This window comes from Simiduia aestuariiviva (genome assembly GCF_014192475.1).
GTDB lineage: Bacteria > Pseudomonadota > Gammaproteobacteria > Pseudomonadales > Cellvibrionaceae > Simiduia > Simiduia aestuariiviva.
Map to the genome: position 1 here is coordinate 51,460 of NZ_JACHXZ010000003.1, position 16,580 is coordinate 68,039.

General features: G+C 54.0%; 14 protein-coding genes. 12 read left to right on the forward strand and 2 right to left on the reverse strand.

What is annotated here, in order from left to right; genetic code table 11:
* Positions 1–7: 7 nt before the first annotated feature.
* From FHS30_RS09935 to FHS30_RS09985, 11 genes are all read left to right on the forward strand, one after another.
* The gene (locus FHS30_RS09935) at positions 8–1,468 is read left to right on the forward strand and encodes a tetratricopeptide repeat protein (RefSeq protein ID WP_183910338.1); all 1,461 of its coding nucleotides are present in this window, start codon (positions 8–10) and stop codon (positions 1,466–1,468) included.
* 32 nt (positions 1,469–1,500) lie between these two features.
* The gene (locus tag FHS30_RS09940; protein WP_183910339.1) at positions 1,501–3,627 is read left to right on the forward strand and encodes a PEGA domain-containing protein; all 2,127 of its coding nucleotides are present in this window, start codon (positions 1,501–1,503) and stop codon (positions 3,625–3,627) included.
* The gene (locus FHS30_RS09945; protein ID WP_183910340.1) at positions 3,620–3,868 is read left to right on the forward strand and encodes a hypothetical protein; all 249 of its coding nucleotides are present in this window, start codon (positions 3,620–3,622) and stop codon (positions 3,866–3,868) included. Before FHS30_RS09940 ends, FHS30_RS09945 begins: the two co-directional genes overlap by 8 nt.
* Before the next feature lie 15 nt (positions 3,869–3,883).
* Positions 3,884–4,681, forward strand: a complete 798-nt coding sequence (locus tag FHS30_RS09950; RefSeq protein ID WP_183910341.1) for a MotA/TolQ/ExbB proton channel family protein — start codon at positions 3,884–3,886, stop codon at positions 4,679–4,681.
* 5 nt (positions 4,682–4,686) lie between these two features.
* On the forward strand, positions 4,687–5,943 hold the full coding sequence (locus tag FHS30_RS09955; protein WP_183910342.1) for a hypothetical protein: 1,257 nt from the start codon (positions 4,687–4,689) through the stop codon (positions 5,941–5,943).
* A complete protein-coding gene (locus FHS30_RS09960) occupies positions 5,933–7,012 on the forward strand; it encodes a vWA domain-containing protein (protein ID WP_183910343.1) in 1,080 nt (359 codons plus the stop codon). Before FHS30_RS09955 ends, FHS30_RS09960 begins: the two co-directional genes overlap by 11 nt.
* The gene (locus tag FHS30_RS09965) at positions 7,012–8,019 is read left to right on the forward strand and encodes a VWA domain-containing protein (protein WP_183910344.1); all 1,008 of its coding nucleotides are present in this window, start codon (positions 7,012–7,014) and stop codon (positions 8,017–8,019) included. Before FHS30_RS09960 ends, FHS30_RS09965 begins: the two co-directional genes overlap by 1 nt.
* Before the next feature lie 29 nt (positions 8,020–8,048).
* Positions 8,049–8,726, forward strand: coding sequence for a hypothetical protein (locus tag FHS30_RS09970; RefSeq protein WP_183910345.1), 678 nt, complete (start codon positions 8,049–8,051; stop codon positions 8,724–8,726).
* Entirely contained in the window at positions 8,726–9,382 is a 657-nt protein-coding gene (locus FHS30_RS09975; RefSeq protein ID WP_183910346.1) for a hypothetical protein, read from the forward strand. The genes FHS30_RS09970 and FHS30_RS09975 overlap by 1 nt, the downstream gene beginning before the upstream one ends.
* A 28-nt stretch (positions 9,383–9,410) precedes the next feature.
* Complete coding sequence (locus FHS30_RS09980; protein ID WP_183910347.1) at positions 9,411–10,853, forward strand: M48 family metalloprotease; 1,443 nt, start codon at positions 9,411–9,413, stop codon at positions 10,851–10,853.
* A 139-nt stretch (positions 10,854–10,992) separates the two neighbouring features.
* Positions 10,993–12,621, forward strand: a complete 1,629-nt coding sequence (locus FHS30_RS09985; RefSeq protein ID WP_183910348.1) for a long-chain-fatty-acid--CoA ligase — start codon at positions 10,993–10,995, stop codon at positions 12,619–12,621.
* Positions 12,622–12,809: 188 nt separating this feature from the next.
* On the opposite strand, the gene FHS30_RS09990 is transcribed toward FHS30_RS09985, so the two are convergent.
* Both FHS30_RS09990 and FHS30_RS17300 read right to left on the reverse strand, forming a co-directional pair.
* Positions 12,810–13,178: a hypothetical protein gene (locus FHS30_RS09990; protein ID WP_183910349.1), complete on the reverse strand. Its 369-nt coding sequence runs from the start codon at positions 13,176–13,178 to the stop codon at positions 12,810–12,812.
* A gap of 418 nt (positions 13,179–13,596) precedes the next feature.
* Complete coding sequence (locus FHS30_RS17300; protein ID WP_183910350.1) at positions 13,597–15,150, reverse strand: S8 family serine peptidase; 1,554 nt, start codon at positions 15,148–15,150, stop codon at positions 13,597–13,599.
* A 318-nt stretch (positions 15,151–15,468) separates the two neighbouring features.
* On the opposite strand from FHS30_RS17300, the gene FHS30_RS10000 reads away from it, so the two are divergent.
* A complete protein-coding gene (locus tag FHS30_RS10000; RefSeq protein ID WP_183910351.1) occupies positions 15,469–16,515 on the forward strand; it encodes a methyltransferase domain-containing protein in 1,047 nt (348 codons plus the stop codon).
* The last annotated feature ends 65 nt before the right edge of the window (positions 16,516–16,580 follow it).

Genomic DNA, 16,580 nt, shown 5'->3' on the forward strand with positions numbered 1-16,580 from the left:
TTACTGCATGAACGACCAACAAGCGCTGCCTTGGTGGCAGCAGTCGCGCCTTCAATATGCTGCAATCGCCCTGCTGATTGCCCTGATGCTATTTGTGGTCTTTGTCTTGCCGAGCCTCGTGGAGCCGGTAGACGTCGATACCATCGAATCGCGAACCCTAGACACTTCCGCAACGGTTAAAAACACTCCTGCCGACTCGCCTTTTGCCGACGCTCAGCTCGCTCGTGAGCGCAAGCAGGCGCAGGAAATATTAAGCCAAATGCTACAACTCCAAGATCAGCTGGAAGGCCAGCGCGTGGATCAATGGGCCGCTGAAGCCTACCAAAACGCACTGAATACTGCGGCCAACGCCGACGAATATTATCGTCAGCGCGAATTTTCCATTGCCCAAGAACAATACCGAAGCAGTTTGGCACAACTCACCGACCTCAAAGCAACTGCTGAACAGGCATTAGTGACGCAATTAGCGCTTGGTCAGGCTGCACTCGGCAACAAAGATGCGAATGCGGCCAATACCGCCTTTACCCTCGCGCTAGCCATTGATCCCAACAACGCGCGCGCGCAATCCGGCAAACAAAGTGCAGAAGCGCTGGAGTCCATACTCGACCTACTGCGCAAAGGCCGCCTTGAAGAAAAAACCGATCACTGGGAAAAGGCCCGGGCGCTATATCAACAAGCGCTGGCACTGGATAGCAATTCACCACTGGCACAGCAGGCACTGAGTAACATCGAACAAAAGCTCCGCGATAGAAATTTTACCCGCGCCATGTCCGCCGGGTTCAAAGCGCTAGATCAAGGACAGTTTAATGAGGCTAAGTCGCACTTTTTAGCGGCCCAAGCCATCAAACCCAACGACGAAGCGGTCCCCATTGCTCTCCAGCAAGTGAACAACCAGAAGATAAACACCAATATCACCCAAAAACTGGCCGCCGCGCGTCAAGCTGAAGCTGAAGAGCGATGGCTAGACGCCAATAAGTTATATGTATCGCTGTTGGCCACCGACAGCACGCTCGTCGATGCGATCGTTGGCAAGTTGCGTACCGATGCCCGCGCAGCACTGGAGCAACGCACCCAAAATGCGCTGGCCGGAGCGCTTGAACTGAACAAACCAGCCAATTACAACGCGGCCCAGCAAACATTGCTGGAACTTGACGCGCTGGGCGACGGCGGCCCGCGCCTCACTCAACAACGCACCCAACTGCGCGAATTGCTGGCACAAGTCTCCCAGCCCAGACAGGTCGTCCTTCAATCAGACAATTTAACCCAAGTGACCATATTTCACGTGGGCCGCATCGGCAATTTCAGCCAGCACGTGTTGACACTGAAACCGGGCACCTACGTCGCGGTGGGCTCGCGACCCGGCTTCCGCGATGTGCGCGAAGAATTTATTGTGGGCCTCAACGATAAGGAGGTGACAGTGAATATTCGCTGTACTGACAAAATTGCCCTTGGCAGCAAGACGAGCTAGGTGGCTAAGCGCCCCACTGACACGAGGACACTATGACGCAACGGGAAGCACCGCCTGAACAAGTCAATACACCCGCTGATTCACATACGGAGATCATAGAACCCACACCTTTTGCACCCAGCGACGCACCGGCGCAACAACAACGCTGGCGCCCTAACCGCCGGCAACTGGCTATTGGCCTACCTCTATTCATGGGGTTAGTCATCGTCGTTATGCTACTCATGTCTCGCTCAGTGACATTCGTCACCTTGCCCGCGCAAACCCAGATTTCTGTCTCTGGCGGTCTACATCTTCAATTAGCAAACGCGTGGCTTCTGCTACCTGGCGACTACCAAATCCATCTGCACAGCCAAGGCTACCACTCACAAACTCAAACTATCACCGTGAGTGACGCGGCAGAGCAACAGTTTCGCTTTGAGCTGCAAAAGTTGCCCGGCCGGCTCAAGATAGAAACGACACCGGCACTGGATGACGTCGAAATCTATATCGATGATGTCCACGTTGGATTTAGCGGCCAGGAAATTGCCAATATCGAACCGGGGTTGCACACCCTGTCGCTGCGACACGCTCGCTATCTACCCATGCAACAAAATCTAACGATTGAAGGCAAAGATCAATTGCAAGTCTTATCTCTGACCTTGGCGCCAGCTTGGGCCACAGTCACCGTCAACACCCTGCCCGCTGGTGCCACGCTACAGGTGGGCGAGCAACCGCTGGGCACAACGCCGGGGGAATTTGAAATAATGCAGGGCGAACAGCCGCTCATGTTGACATTGGCGGGTTACAAAATTTGGCAGGAGGTATTCGAATTCAACGCGGGCGAGGTGATCACACTGCCCGACATTCGCCTGCAAAAAGCCGACGGCATACTGCGCTTTCGCACGCGCCCAAACGGGGCCAGCGTAACCATCAACGGTAATTTTCTCGGCCTTACGCCGCTCGACATTCCCTTGAACCCCGGCCGCAGTCACACGCTCAAAATTTTCAAAGAGGGATATGAAGAAGCAACAACATCGGTGGCAATTGCATCGGGCAGCAGTAAAGCCCTTGAACTCAAGCTGACACCAGCGTTCGGCAAAGTGTTAATCAGCGCCAATTTTCCCGACGCTGAACTCTATGTGGATGGACGACTTTTCGGCCGCGCCAATCAAACGCTGTCTCTACCGGCCCGGCCACACTCTATCGCCGTAAAAAAAGTCGGCTACGAAACCTTCGAGGCTGAAGTCACACCCAAGCCTTCCCTCACCCAGCAGCTGCAAGTTCGCCTACGCACAGAGGACCAGGCAAAGTGGGATAGCATTGCCCAGCAAGTGCGCAGTCCCACAGGCCAAATCCTGAAATTATTTAGACCGAATGCGCGCTTTACCATGGGCTCCTCGCGGCGTGAACAAGGCCGACGCTCCAATGAAACGCTGCGTCAAGTGGCGCTTACCCGCGCTTTCTATGTAGCGCCACTGCCGGTTACCAATGCCGATTTCGTACAGTTCGAGCGCTTCCATTCCTCCAGCCATGTCAAAGGCAACAGCTTATTCAGCGACCTTCAACCCGTCGTAAATATCAGCTGGCAGCAAGCGGCTAAATTTTGTAACTGGCTTTCTGCTCAAGAACAACTTCCACCCTTCTACCGGGAAACCAACGGCGTCATCACCGGCTTTGATGCCGATGCCACAGGCTATCGAATGCTCACGGAAGCGGAATGGGCCTGGCTCGCGCGCGTGCAAGATCAAGATGGCGTGCGCAAATACCCTTGGGGCAATCAGTTGCCTCCCGCCGCCAATAGCGGCAATTACGGCGATGTCAGTGCCGCGTCCATTTTGGGTTTGATTTTGTTGGATTATAACGACGGCTTTCCGGTGTCCTCCCCGGTGGGAAAATTTCCACCCAACGAAAAGGGCATCTACGATATTGGCGGCAATGTTGCCGAGTGGATTAACGACTTTTACGGCGTCGGCACCGGCCTTTCACTCAGCACCGAAACAGACCCAATGGGACCAGAAAAAGGCGACTATCACGTGATTCGCGGTTCCAGCTGGGCACATGGTGGCATCACTGAGTTACGACTGGCCTATCGCGATTACGGCGATCAAAAACGATCCGATTTAGGGTTTCGTATCGCGCGCTTCGTAGATGCGCGTAAGAAAGGAGATACCGATGAATAAATTGCAACCCAGGTTTCGTTTATTAGCGTTATTTTTCGTCGCCCTTTGGTGTGCGATGGCGGGGATTAGCGTTGCGCAAAATGAAGCCACTGACAACACCAGCGCGACACAAACCACGCCCGACGCCACACCGGAAACGGCGCCCTCCGACTCACCGGCGGCCCAACCCAACAATCCCAATTACACGCCAACGGAGGAAATCTCTGAAGATCTCTCCGTTTCATTTCCCGTGGACATCTAACCAAAAGGACCGGCCATGAGACGACAGACAGGTTCCGACTTTATTTTTCAGGTATTTGCGCTGCTTTTTTCAATCATTCTAGTGCACGCCATTTATGTTTCGCTTATTCGCCCAACCGCGAACGCATTGCTAGAGGAGCAAATAGAACGCCAAGCAGCGGGCGAATCCTATGTGGTACAACGCTCTTTTTACGTTGTGCTGCGCGACTACGAACAAGAAGCCTGCTTCATATTAATGCTATGGGCCATGGCAATCATGGGCATGAAAGCCCGCGACGGTGTGCAAGAGCGCCGCATGCTCGAACGCGACTTGCTGCCCATTGATTACGGCACCAGCGTGTTACCAGAAGACACCCGCGCACTTTCGCGCAGTTTGGAAAGCCTGCCGGAGAACCAGCGCAGCTTGCTGTTGCCGCGGGCGCTCAACGCAGCGCTGCAACGATTCGGATCAACCCGGCACATCGGCGATGCCGCCAACGTAGTGAAAGAAATTTGCGATTCAGAATCCGACCGCCTCGACAGTGAATTGGCCATGGTGCGCTACATTGCATGGGCCATCCCGTCTATCGGGTTTATTGGCACCGTGCGCGGAATTGGCGAGGCGTTGGGGCAGGCACACCGCGCCGTTGAAGGCGACATTGCCGGCGTCACCGTCAGTTTAGGCGTGGCCTTTAACTCCACCTTTGTGGCTCTGGTTCTGAGCATCATCATCATGTTCTTCACCCACCAATTGCAGCTATTGCAAGAGCGTTTAGTGCTAGACACTCAAGGCTACTGTGATGACAAACTATTGAAGCAACTCAAAGCGGATTGACGCGAATGACCTGTAGCTTATTGCATCTCAACGATGTGCAAGTGCAACTGATCGACGCAGACGGTGAACGCCTGAGCGAGCCCGCGCAATTGGTGTTCGACAAGGACACCTTGCTCAGTGGCCAGGATGCACTGGCCAAGGTCCGCCTCATGCCGTTGCGGGCGTACAACCAACACTGGCAATTGTTGCACCAACAACCCGTCAAGCTGCCGGATGCACGCTACCGCCACCATGCAGACCTCGCCTTTCGTCAACTCGAGCGCTGGCTCACTGACGTCGATCGAAGTCGCCCCCTACTAATTGCCCCTAGCTATCGCTACCAGTCGGAGCAATACGCGCTACTGGCTGGCATGGTGCAGGCAACCCATGCCAAACCGGGCGGCTTTATTCACGCAGCACTGCTTCATAGCCACGGATTTTTACAACAACACGCCGCAACCTGGCCGCTCATACACGTGGACCTGTGTTTACACCAAGCCCATGTGACGCAATTGGAGTGTCGCGACGGCCAACTGACGGTGACTCGCGAGTGGGATCTGGCCGATTTCGGCATGGCCAATCTCGTTAACGCATGGTTACATCGCGTGGCAAAACGCTGTATACAACAGACTCGCTATGATCCTCTGCACAGTGCAGACAGCGAACAACGATTGTTTAATCAATGGCAAACCTGCCTGCAGCAACTTCAACAAAACAGCGAGCTGCAACTGGACATCGACGGCAACGAAGTGACATTGACACGCGCAGACGTGACAGAGTTGTATCAAGGATTGTTAACGCAGATAAAAGCAATTCCGGGAACCCGGTTATTGTCACCGGTGGCGCAATGGCTACCGGGTATCGACGGTCATACTCTCACCCATCAACACCTCCAATTGGCGCTGACAGATCTTTCAGAACGCTTCGCAACAGGTGACAGCGTACACCTCATTCACCGTTTACCGCTGCCCAACACTACACCGACACCACCCCAGACCGCCCTGCCAGCGGCCACCCATGTGTTAGTGGGTAACGAGGCGTGTGCGCTCGATGACCAACTGCGCATTAGCACTCAGGGCCAACTCACGTGCGATCCACAGACAGCCGCTGCAGCGACGTTTGCATACCGTGCACCCCACTGGTATTGCCGCCCAAGCGAAACCTGTATACACAACGGGCTACCGCTGGCAGATCACGCCCCGCTAGCGGCGGGCGACGAGCTGACGATTGCGGGGCTCACCTTGCGCTGCATTGTGGTCACAGGGAGCAACCATGGCGCGTAAGCGGGGGTTTTCCACCTTTTCACTGTCTTTTCTGGACATTATGTCCTGCGGATTTGGTGCGGTTGCGCTTATTTTTCTGATCATTAAACACGATGTCGATACCCGCGCCGACGTGCAAACGGATTACCTGCGCGCTGAAGTTGAACAACTTGATGACGAAATCCGCCACGGGCAAAAGAATCTTGTGGCGCTGCGCAACACGCTCTCGGCCTTAGATCAACAGCACGTCGAAGCCCAAGGACTGGCGCGGCGCATACTGGAAGACATCAATCAGACACAAGGCAAGCTCGATGAATTTTCAAGTCAGGACATTGAAGCGGAAATTCAACGCCTGAAACAAGAGCGCGAGCGCTTGCAAACGGAAGTCGAGCGACTCAAAGCCGAAGACCAACAGCGCGGCCAAGATGCACTTCAATTTTTGGGAGAAGGCGACCGCCAATATCTCACAGGTCTAAAACTCGGCGGGGCACGCATACTGATTTTGGTGGACACCTCGGCCAGCATGTTAGACGAAAAGCTCATAAACATTATTCGAACGCGCAATATGAGCGACGAGATAAAACAAAATGCGCCCAAGTGGCGCCGCAGTCTAGCCACAGTTAAGTGGCTAGCCGCCCAGTTGCCGCAACAAAGCCAATACCAAATCTACGGGTTCAATACCGATGTCGCGCCGGCGCTGGCCGGCACCCAAGGCCAATGGCTTCGAGTATCCGATCAAAAACAGCTTGAATTGGCTATTCTTAATCTAAGAAAGACCACGCCCGCAGGTGGAACCAGCTTAGAGCGCGCCTTTCACGCAGCAAATGCATTAAATCCGAGACCGGATAATATCATTCTGCTCACTGATGGCCTGCCCACCCAAGGAATGCAACGCCCTAAGCGCAATACCATTACCGGGCCCGAGCGCGAGAAGCTGTTTCAGCAGGCGGCCAGTCTCTTGCCCCGCGGCGTGCCGATAAACGTAATTTTGGCGCCCATGGAAGGGGACCCCATGGCCGCAGCTCACTTTTGGTATTTGGCTATGGCGACGCGCGGTTCCTTCATGAGCCCCTCAAAGGATTGGCCCTAGTGAAACGTAAACAGCGCCAAACAGACGAATTTAATGTGTCGTTTTTAGACGTCATCTGTTGTGGCTTTGGCGCCATTGTACTGTTACTTATGATCACCAAAACGGTGCCCATTGTGGTACTGGAAGAAACGCAAATAGATAGAAAGGGGCAAGTGGCAGAGCTTCAGCGCACACTGTTTGAAATCCAGGGAGAGACCACGATTCTGAATCGAGACTTGAATGCCAAGCACGAGCAACTGGATGCAGAAACGCAACGCATCGCGATATTGCGCGGCAAGCTCACGCAACTGCAAGCGCGCCACGCCTCGCTCGCACGGCAAGCCAGCAGTGATGACAGCGAACTCGGTAAACTCGCGCGTGCTACGCAAAGCCTATCGGCTGAAATGGAGCGGTTGCTAGGCGATCGATTTGAGCGTCAAAACAATATCATCGGGGGCATTCCCGTCGACAGTGAGTACATTATTTTCATCATCGACACCTCCGGCAGTATGTTTAATTTTGCGTGGCCGCGCATGATGGATGAAATGATCGCCATTTTGGACATCTACCCATCGGTGAAAGGCATCCAAATCATGAATGACATGGGCCAGTACATGTTCACCTCTTTTCGCGACGAGTGGATCACCGACAGCCCCGCGCGCCGAACGGCTATTATCAATCGACTGCGCAATTGGAATCCGTTTAGTAATTCGAGCCCCGTAGAAGGCATCCAAAAAGCGGTCCGCACATTTTACGACCCGGGCAAGCGCGTCAGCATCTATGTTATGGGCGATGACTTTACTGGAAAATCCATCGCTCAAGTTGTCGATATTGTGGACCGGTTAAATCACAACCGAGACAACGACCAACCCAGAGTGCGAATTCACGCGGTGGGCTTTCCCGTGCAATTTGATCCACGGGTCCCCAATCGTCAGGGTGTATATCGATTCGCGGCGCTCATGCGCGAACTCACCTATCGCAACGGCGGCACCTTTGTGGGCCTTAACGACTACCAGCGCCAACGTTAGCCAAAATTTACAGGCAGGGAACAGAGACTATGCAACCAAAACGCCGCTTATGTGTACTGCGATTGCTCCTACCGCTCATGATCAGCCTACTTGCTGCATGTGCCGGTAAAGTCGAAGTGCAAGGTGATTTTCCCCAGCCACTGGTGGACCAAAAAAATCTAGTGGTGGGTTTGGTCGATAACCCCAAGTTCTATAATTTTCAATACGAAGAAAAAAGCAAAGACCGTTTAAAATGGACCATTGGCACCGGTGGCGCGCAACAGAAACTTCTGTCGACCGTAGTTGGCGCCATGTTTAAACAGGTAGAACCACTGAAAAAAATTCCAAAAGCCGGCAGTCCTGCACCGGTTGACTTGGTGCTGTTGCCGCGCGTCAAAGAATTTCAGTACGCAATGCCGAGAGAAACCAAAGTTAATATTTTTGAAGTTTGGATTAAATACAGCATTCAAATTTACGACAACCAAGGGGCTTTGGTGGCAGACTGGATTATGCCGGCCTATGGCAAAACACCCACCGCTTTTCTCAAGTCTGAGGAAGATGCGCTCAATCAAGCCGTAATGATGGCGCTGCGCGACGCCGGCGCCAGCTTTATTACTGGTTTTGAGCGAGTCCCCGAAATAAAAGCGTGGTTGGCGCTGCCCCGGGCCCCCATTACTCAACCTCGGCACCCAGCACCCACCCTTCCGGACGACGAGGAGACCCTGTAATGTCTCGAACTTTAAACGGCTTTTTTTTACTCTGCCTCGTTGCCCTCACAGGCTGCACATCGGTCACCGTCGACGAGTTTAAACGTGGCAACGCGAGCTTAGATGCCACTGACAGTGTTGTTGTTCTGGGCCGCCGTCACTCCAGCGACTATGAAACAGAGCCCGACCTCGTAGAGTGTATCGGCAAGGAAATCGGGTCGAACGGAGATATCACGGTAATAGGTGAGTCAGAGTTTGTTGATCGCCTCTACCCGTGGTTTGAACCGCGCATTGCGCCGATGTCGGTGCGCAGCCTCCATCGAATTGCACAGCGCGACGATGTGGCCCACGTACTGCGCGAATATGACGTGCACTACATCATTTGGGTAGACGGGCACACGGAGACTACCAGCAGTGCAGGCTCAATTGGCTGCTCAGTGGGGCCCGGCGGCGCCGGCTGTTTTGGCTTTGGCACATGGGAAAAGGAATCCGCCTACGAGGCGACCATTTGGGACTTTGACCAAGGTAAAGTCGTGGGGAAAATTAGCGCCGATGCATCGGGCACCTCTTACATGCCCGCCATCGTCATACCCATACCGCTCATTGCCCGCGTGCAGGCGGGCGCCTGTGAAGGTCTGGGTACCCAGCTGCGTAAATTTTTGAAACCGGACAGTTAATACAGCGTCACTACACGGGATAGTCACCATGAAATGCTTACAGGTATGTGCCCTTTCGCTTGTCCTCATCAGCACAATTGCTAGCTTGGGTTGCGCCGTCAATCCGGCGACGGGTACGCCCGATTTTGTCTTTATGAGCGAAGAAAGTGAAATTAAAAAAGGCCGTGAACTGCACGAAAAAATCATTGCATCAACGCCTATCTATCAGGACGAATCACTCAACCAATACGTCAATGAGATAGGGCAAAAATTGGCGAAGCTAAGCGACCGCCCTGACCTTGCCTATACCTTTACCATTATCGACAGTCCCGACATTAACGCCTTTGCGCTTCCCGGGGGCTACATCTACATCAATCGCGGCTTGATCGGCTATTTAAACAATGAGGCACAACTTGCCGCCGTTATCGCGCACGAAATTGCGCACGTCACCGCCCGCCACACAGTGCGTCAAGACGCCGCCCGCAAAGGTGCTAGCGCTGTGTCCGTCGCCACGGTGCTCACCACGGGCAGCATTGTGGCGGCAGATGCCGCCGATCTCTGGGCCAGCGCCGCGGTTTCCGGCTATGGTCGCGATATGGAGTTGGAAGCTGACAGTTATGGTGCGCAGTATTTGTACCGCGCAAAGTACGACCCCAACGCCATGATTGATGTCATTGGCGTACTCAAAGATCAAGAGCGCTACGCCCGTTTTCGCGCGAAAGAAGCGGGTCAAAAGCCCAAGAGCTACCACGGCGTTTTTTCCACCCACCCGCGCAATGATCAACGCTTACAGGAAGTCATAGCCACCGCTGGCACGCTACCCAAAGATGCCGATGGCCAGATTAACAGTGTGGCGTTTAGGCAAGCCACAAACGGTATGGTAGTCGGCATCAATTACGACATGGCCATGCCCGGTCAGGAAAATCGCTATATCCACCGCAAGCTGGGGTTTACATTTGTCCACCCTGCGGGTTGGCAGGTTGAAAATCAGCGCAGCAGTTTGGTGGCGCTGCCCGCGGATAAACACACCCAACTCACACTTGGCATTGCCTTGCTCAAGGTTCCTATGGAACCTAGCGCGTACTTGCGGGACGAATTGAACATTGGCCTACTGGGTCAATCAGAACCCCTTAGCCAATTTGGCTTGCTGGGACACACGGGCATCACACAGGGGAAAGACGGCCAACCAAGCCAACGCGTGGCCGTACTTTTTCAAGGCAACCGAGCCTATCAATTCGCAGGTGTCGTGACCAGCGCGCAAGACGATACCGATTTCATGACAATAATTCAGAGTTTCCAACCCGCACGCGTGCCACCCAAGGGCACCTCCAAGCGCTTGCGCTACGTCCTGGCGAATGCAAACACCAGCTATGAAGCGCTAGCCAACCACGGCCGTCTTGGCGCCAATGGCGCCGACCAACTGCGGTTACTCAATGGCGATTATCCACGGGGTGAACCCACGCCGGGAGAGTGGATCAAAATAGTCGAATAGCTTGACGTTTAACGCCACCAAACACCAAAGCTATTGCCAAGGGCGCGCGCGGGCGTTAGCGTGAACCACAGCTACACCGCCGCCCCCTGGGGCAGCTATAGATCGCTTTCGAACAACAATAATGACGAGAGGTGAAACCATGCTTGGCCAGATGATGAATACCCCGCTGACCACCACCAGCATCATGCACTTTGCCGAAAAGGTGTACGCATCCAGCGAAATTGTCAGCGTCACCGCAGACAACCCAACGCACCGCTACACCTACGCCGATGCATTCAAACGGGTCCGTAAACTGGCAAATGCATTGCAAAAATTGGGCGCCAAAACCGGCGACGTCATTGGCACACTCGCTTGGAATGACTACCGCCACTTCGAATTGTATTACGCCATATCCTGCTCCGGCATGGTCTGCCACACGGTCAATCCGAGGCTGTTTCCAGAGCAATTGTCATACATCATCAACCACGCCGAAGATCAGTACCTTTTTATCGATGTGCTGTTTGTGCCACTGCTCGAAAAGCTCGCACCCAGCCTTACTCACGTAAAAGGCTTCATCGTGCTGACCAGCGAAGCCATGATGCCCAAAGACAGCAGCCTGAAAAATCTCATCTGCTATGAAACATTGATCGCCTCAGAACCCGAAACGTTTACCTGGCCAGACATAGACGAAAATGCCGCCAGCGCGCTGTGCTACACCTCGGGCACAACCGGCAACCCCAAGGGCGTGCTCTATTCCCATCGCAGTACTGTGCTGCACACCTATGCCACGGCCATGCCCGATGTGTTTGGCATTTCAGTGCGCGATGTGGTGCTGCCCATCGTACCCATGTTTCACGTCAATGGCTGGGGACTGGTGTACACAGTGCCTATGATCGGTTCAAAGCTGGTCATGCCGGGCCCCAAAATGGGTGATGGCGAAACGCTTTGCGCACTCATTAACCGCGAACAGGTGACGATTTCCGCCGGTGTCCCCACCGTATGGTTGGCGCTGTTAAATTATCTGGATGAAAGCCAGGCCCAAATCCCTTCGCTCACCCGTGTCGTGACCGGCGGCGCTGCTTGCCCACAACCTATCTTCGACAACTTCCGTGAAAACCATGGCGTCGAAGTGCATCACGCCTGGGGTATGACAGAGATGAGTCCCCTTGGCACATACAACACCCTTAAGCCGCACATGCAAGCGTGGTCGGAAGCTGAAAAAACCAAAGTGCGCCTGAAGCAAGGCCGGCCCGCCTACGGTGTAGACCTGAAAATTGTGGACGATAACAACAACGAATTACTCTGGGATGGCAAATCCTCCGGCGCTGTTAAAGTGCGCGGGCCTTGGATTATTCAACGCTACTTCAAAGCTGAACAGGATGCGTGCGATGCCGATGGCTGGTTTGAAACCGGTGACGTGGCCGCCATGGACCCCGACGGCTATATGAACATTACCGATCGCACCAAGGATGTCATCAAATCCGGCGGTGAATGGATATCGTCAATCGAATTAGAAAATTGTGCTATGACCCACCCCGCCGTTGCCGAGGCCGCCGTCATTGGCGTCAATCACCCGAAATGGACGGAGCGCCCCCTGTTGGTAGTCGTCCCTAAATCCGGCGCTGCATTTAATGCCGCGGAATTGCTCGCCTACTTTGAAGGCAAGGTTGCCAAGTGGTGGATACCGGAAGCCTGTGAGTGCGTCACCGAACTGCCTCATACTGCAACCGGTAAGGTGAGTAAAAAAGATTTGCGTGCGCAGTTTGCCGACTACCATTGGCCCGAATGAGTTCACCTAGCCGGGGCACTGAGCCTTAAACCCGTGGCCCGGCGGTTCACTTCCGGAGGCGCCTGAATAGGCGCTTGAAGAGGCGCTTGAAGAGGCGCTTGCACAGCGCCGACGTTAATTAGGTCCGCACCAACATCGCGCAACATTGCCACAACATTGCTGTTGCGCCCGATATTGGTGCGCGTCGTTTATTTAGCCTGTGCAAACATCTGTTGATAGGTGCGCGCAGAACTATTTACCATCCGCGTGAAGGAACCGGGTGAAATGCCCACCATTTTCTCCAGCGTGCGGTCACACAACACTTCAATGTGATCCTCTTTCGTCAAATCTGGCTTCGGCAGCGCAGACAGGCCCTGCTTATAGCTCACCTTGGCCTGGTTGATACTTTTCCCCTCTGCCACTGGCGCCAGCTCTGCACGCAAATTCTGCAATGACCGATAAGCACCGTACAACGCCTGCATATTCCGAGCGCCGAGATCTGCACAGGTTTCAATGCCGACTTCAAACTTAATCAGCAATAAATCTGCCGATAGCGCGCGCGCATCATCGTCTGACATGCCCGCCGCGTATGACGTTGTGGCAAACCCTGCCAAAAGAGATAAACATCCGCAATATTTGATAAATTTTAGCATTTACATCACCCTAACTCGCTTTTATGTGCGCATTGACGCAACAATTGAACTAGTGAACATACAAGAAGCGGGCCAGCTTAGTAAACCAATAGGCCTATTCACTCAATCTATGATTAGCATTCACCAAGAGGGTTAGCGGAAATTTTGCGTTAATGAGGTCCTAGTAAATGCACGCCCTACTGCAGCCGATACTCGCTAACACTGGCAGTTGATCAACGCACACCAAAATTGGCGCAGCCACCTCTCGCGCTACGCCAACGCCATGAAAAAAGGATTGTCGCTAGGAGAAACAGCGGGCAAAAAAAACGGGAGCCGAAGCTCCCGTTTGGTCATCGCTCTTTAATTAAGAGCACTTCTTACCTTTGCAAGGCTTAGGTGGGGTTGTGCCACCATCACCGCCGCCTGAACCGGCACAGCCATTGGTATCTAGGTAATCCTTAGCAGCCTTGGCGCGGATCAAACCGTAACCGTACGCATTGTCACGACCGGCAGCACCCAAATCTTCCGCCGTCGCATTCAGCGCCGAGCGAATCTGATCGTTGGTACAGCTGCTGTGGTAGCTCCACACCAGTGCCGCAACGCCGGCTACGTGTGGCGTCGCCATGGACGTGCCGTCGTACTTGGAGTAATCACTCGCAGTCACCGCAACAGAACTGGTGGCGCCAACCATGGTCTTCATGACGGCACCGTCGGTGTCCGACACGCCCACGGAGGGAATGGATGTGACCGTTGTGCCTAAAGTACCGCTTAACACGCCCGGCTCATTGTTATAAATGATGGCACCGGCACCGCCGCCCGCTTCACAGGCCTGCACCTTTTCAGCAAAGCTGATTGCGCCGCGCTGAATCAAGCAGATTTTGCCCGAGGCGCCCGCACAGGGAGCGTCACCAATGCCGCAATCCATCAAAGAACCGGAAGCGGTACCCTGTGGCGAACCGTCCATGCCCAAAGCTGCGTAGCTGGTGCCACCCACAACGGCTGAGGCTTCAGAACCCGCTTGATCGGGCACTGAAGACAGTACGCCAACACCGGGGGCCGCCATTTCAACTTGGTCGGTCTGCTGAGAGAAGGAGGCAACCACTTTATTTTCGTCAATAGCGGCCACGGAGACCACAGAGCTGTAAGACGCGGGGTAAGAATGGCGAGTATTGCCATCATTACCGGCGGCGGCGATGCTCAACACGCCACGGGCGTTGGCATCGTTGAAGCCACGCTCTTCGGTGCGCGAGGCGCGTGAACCGCCCAAGCTCATGTTGATCACGTTGGCACCGGCGTCTTCACACTTGCTCACAGCATCGATCAGTGAGGAGGAGTAGGCCCAGCCCGCGGCGTCAAACACCTTTACGATGTGCAGCTTAATAGCGCCGTTAGGCATGACGCCCACAACACCTTCGTTGTTGTTGAGCGCAGCAATGGTGCCCGCTACGTGGGTGCCGTGATGGTTTTGATCTTCATACCAGTTGCCAGCACCGGCGGGGTCATTGTGGCCAGTAACCAGGTTGGCAGCTAAGTCGGGGTGAGAAATGTCATAGCCAGAGTCGATGATACATACCGTGCGGTTGCCGGCGTTCATGTCGCTCAGCATGTCCGCTTGCACCATGGTGATACCGTAAGGCGTCACTTGGGCCATGGGGTAGCGCTTAACATCTTCCTCGATGTATTCAACCAAGCCACTGCTCTTCAAGCCCTTCATGGCTTGCTCGGGCAGGTACGCGGCGAAGGCACCGTGTTTGGCCATGTCGACTTTCTTTTTGCCGCCCATTTTTTCAGCCAACACCTGTGCGGCTTTGCCTTTGCCTTCTTTAAACTTAACGATGTATCGTTGATCTTCAGCAGCTTGTGCAGCAGAAACTAAACCAAGCACACAGATTGCCGCAGTTAAGGGTTTGAGTAGCATATAACTCACCTCATTTATTATCGTTAGAATTCAGGTTCACGCTGCCTGCACCACTCAACGCCACCTGAATTAGGTCGTTTAAGACACCCCGTCAGTTAGATGATCGAGGCGACATGCAGCCATTAAACGACTTAGTGAACTGCATCCACAACATAGAGATGCGAATTTATTAGACTAAACGGTTATATGTGTAAAATATCCGAAAAGGTATTACCTGTCGAAACAACCTAATCCTAAAGTGCTACCGGCAGAAACACTGTAACCTACCGGTCTTACAGCCCTCTAAAGCGAATTAAGAAGACAACATTAGGACGCCCCATGCGCAACGACGTAAAAGCCTACTATGGTGAAACACTGCAACACTCCAGCGATCTGCAAACCAATGCCTGCTGCACGGGCGAGTCACCGCCTGAACACCTAAAACCCATTCTGGCCGCCATTCACGATGAAGTACACGCGCGCTACTACGGTTGCGGCCTGATCGCGCCAGAGCAGATACAGGGCATGCGCATCCTCGATTTAGGGTCTGGTGCCGGTCGGGATTGCTATGCACTTTCAGCGCTGGTGGGCGAACAGGGTGCCGTCATCGGGGTTGATATGACCGAGCAACAACTGGCGGTGGCGCGCAAGCACCTGGATTACCATCGCCAACAGTTTGGCTATGCACAATCCAACGTCACCTTTTTGCAGGGCGAGCTGGAGCACCTCGAACGACTGGATATTCCCGACAACAGCATCGACATTATCGTTTCTAACTGCGTGATCAATTTGTGCGAGGACAAAGCCGCTGTACTCAAACACGCCTATCGATTGCTAAAGCCGGGCGGTGAGATGTACTTCTCCGACGTCTACGCCGATCGCCGCATGCCCGCCACGCTCGCCAAGGATCCCGTACTGTTCGGCGAGTGCCTGTCTGGGGCTTTTTACTGGAACGACTTCCACAACACGGCCAAGGCCTGCGGCTTTTTGGACCCACGCCTCGTGAAGGATGCGCCTATAACAATTGAAAATACCGAACTGCAAGCCAAGTGCGGCAACATTCGTTTTTTCTCCGCCACCTACCGATTATTTAAACTCGACGCACTCGAACCTTTTTGCGAAGACTATGGTCAGGCGGTGATCTATAAGGGCAGCATCGAACATCAACCCCACAGCTTTACGCTGGACAAGCATCACCATATCGAAACCGGAAAGGTCTTCCCCGTTTGTGGCAATACTTGGCGCATGCTGCACGACACGCGATTCAAAGATCACTTCACCTTTATCGGCAACTGGGACAACCACTACGGCATCTTTGAAGGCTGCGGCACTGCCCTACCCTACGATACCGACACCGCGGCCAGCAGTGCGGGCGCCTGCTGTTAACTGTTGAGCCAGCGCGCACAGTTACCGCGCGCGCTGGCTGTGGCAAAATAGCCCGTTTTCTCTCC

What these genes read in the sequence shown, in the direction of transcription:
- FHS30_RS09940 (WP_183910339.1), top strand. Translation starts at nt 1,501, where the DNA reads ATGACGCAACGGGAAGCACCGCCTGAACAAGTCAATACACCCGCTGAT.
- FHS30_RS10000 (WP_183910351.1), top strand. Translation starts at nt 15,469, where the DNA reads ATGCGCAACGACGTAAAAGCCTACTATGGTGAAACACTGCAACACTCC.
- FHS30_RS09985 (WP_183910348.1), top strand. Translation starts at nt 10,993, where the DNA reads ATGCTTGGCCAGATGATGAATACCCCGCTGACCACCACCAGCATCATG.
- FHS30_RS17300 (WP_183910350.1), bottom strand. Translation starts at nt 15,150, where the DNA reads ATGCTACTCAAACCCTTAACTGCGGCAATCTGTGTGCTTGGTTTAGTT.
- FHS30_RS09950 (WP_183910341.1), top strand. Translation starts at nt 3,884, where the DNA reads ATGAGACGACAGACAGGTTCCGACTTTATTTTTCAGGTATTTGCGCTG.
- FHS30_RS09960 (WP_183910343.1), top strand. Translation starts at nt 5,933, where the DNA reads ATGGCGCGTAAGCGGGGGTTTTCCACCTTTTCACTGTCTTTTCTGGAC.
- FHS30_RS09975 (WP_183910346.1), top strand. Translation starts at nt 8,726, where the DNA reads ATGTCTCGAACTTTAAACGGCTTTTTTTTACTCTGCCTCGTTGCCCTC.
- FHS30_RS09970 (WP_183910345.1), top strand. Translation starts at nt 8,049, where the DNA reads ATGCAACCAAAACGCCGCTTATGTGTACTGCGATTGCTCCTACCGCTC.
- FHS30_RS09935 (WP_183910338.1), top strand. Translation starts at nt 8, where the DNA reads ATGAACGACCAACAAGCGCTGCCTTGGTGGCAGCAGTCGCGCCTTCAA.
- FHS30_RS09980 (WP_183910347.1), top strand. Translation starts at nt 9,411, where the DNA reads ATGAAATGCTTACAGGTATGTGCCCTTTCGCTTGTCCTCATCAGCACA.
- FHS30_RS09945 (WP_183910340.1), top strand. Translation starts at nt 3,620, where the DNA reads ATGAATAAATTGCAACCCAGGTTTCGTTTATTAGCGTTATTTTTCGTC.
- FHS30_RS09955 (WP_183910342.1), top strand. Translation starts at nt 4,687, where the DNA reads ATGACCTGTAGCTTATTGCATCTCAACGATGTGCAAGTGCAACTGATC.
- FHS30_RS09990 (WP_183910349.1), bottom strand. Translation starts at nt 13,178, where the DNA reads ATGTCAGACGATGATGCGCGCGCGCTATCGGCAGATTTATTGCTGATT.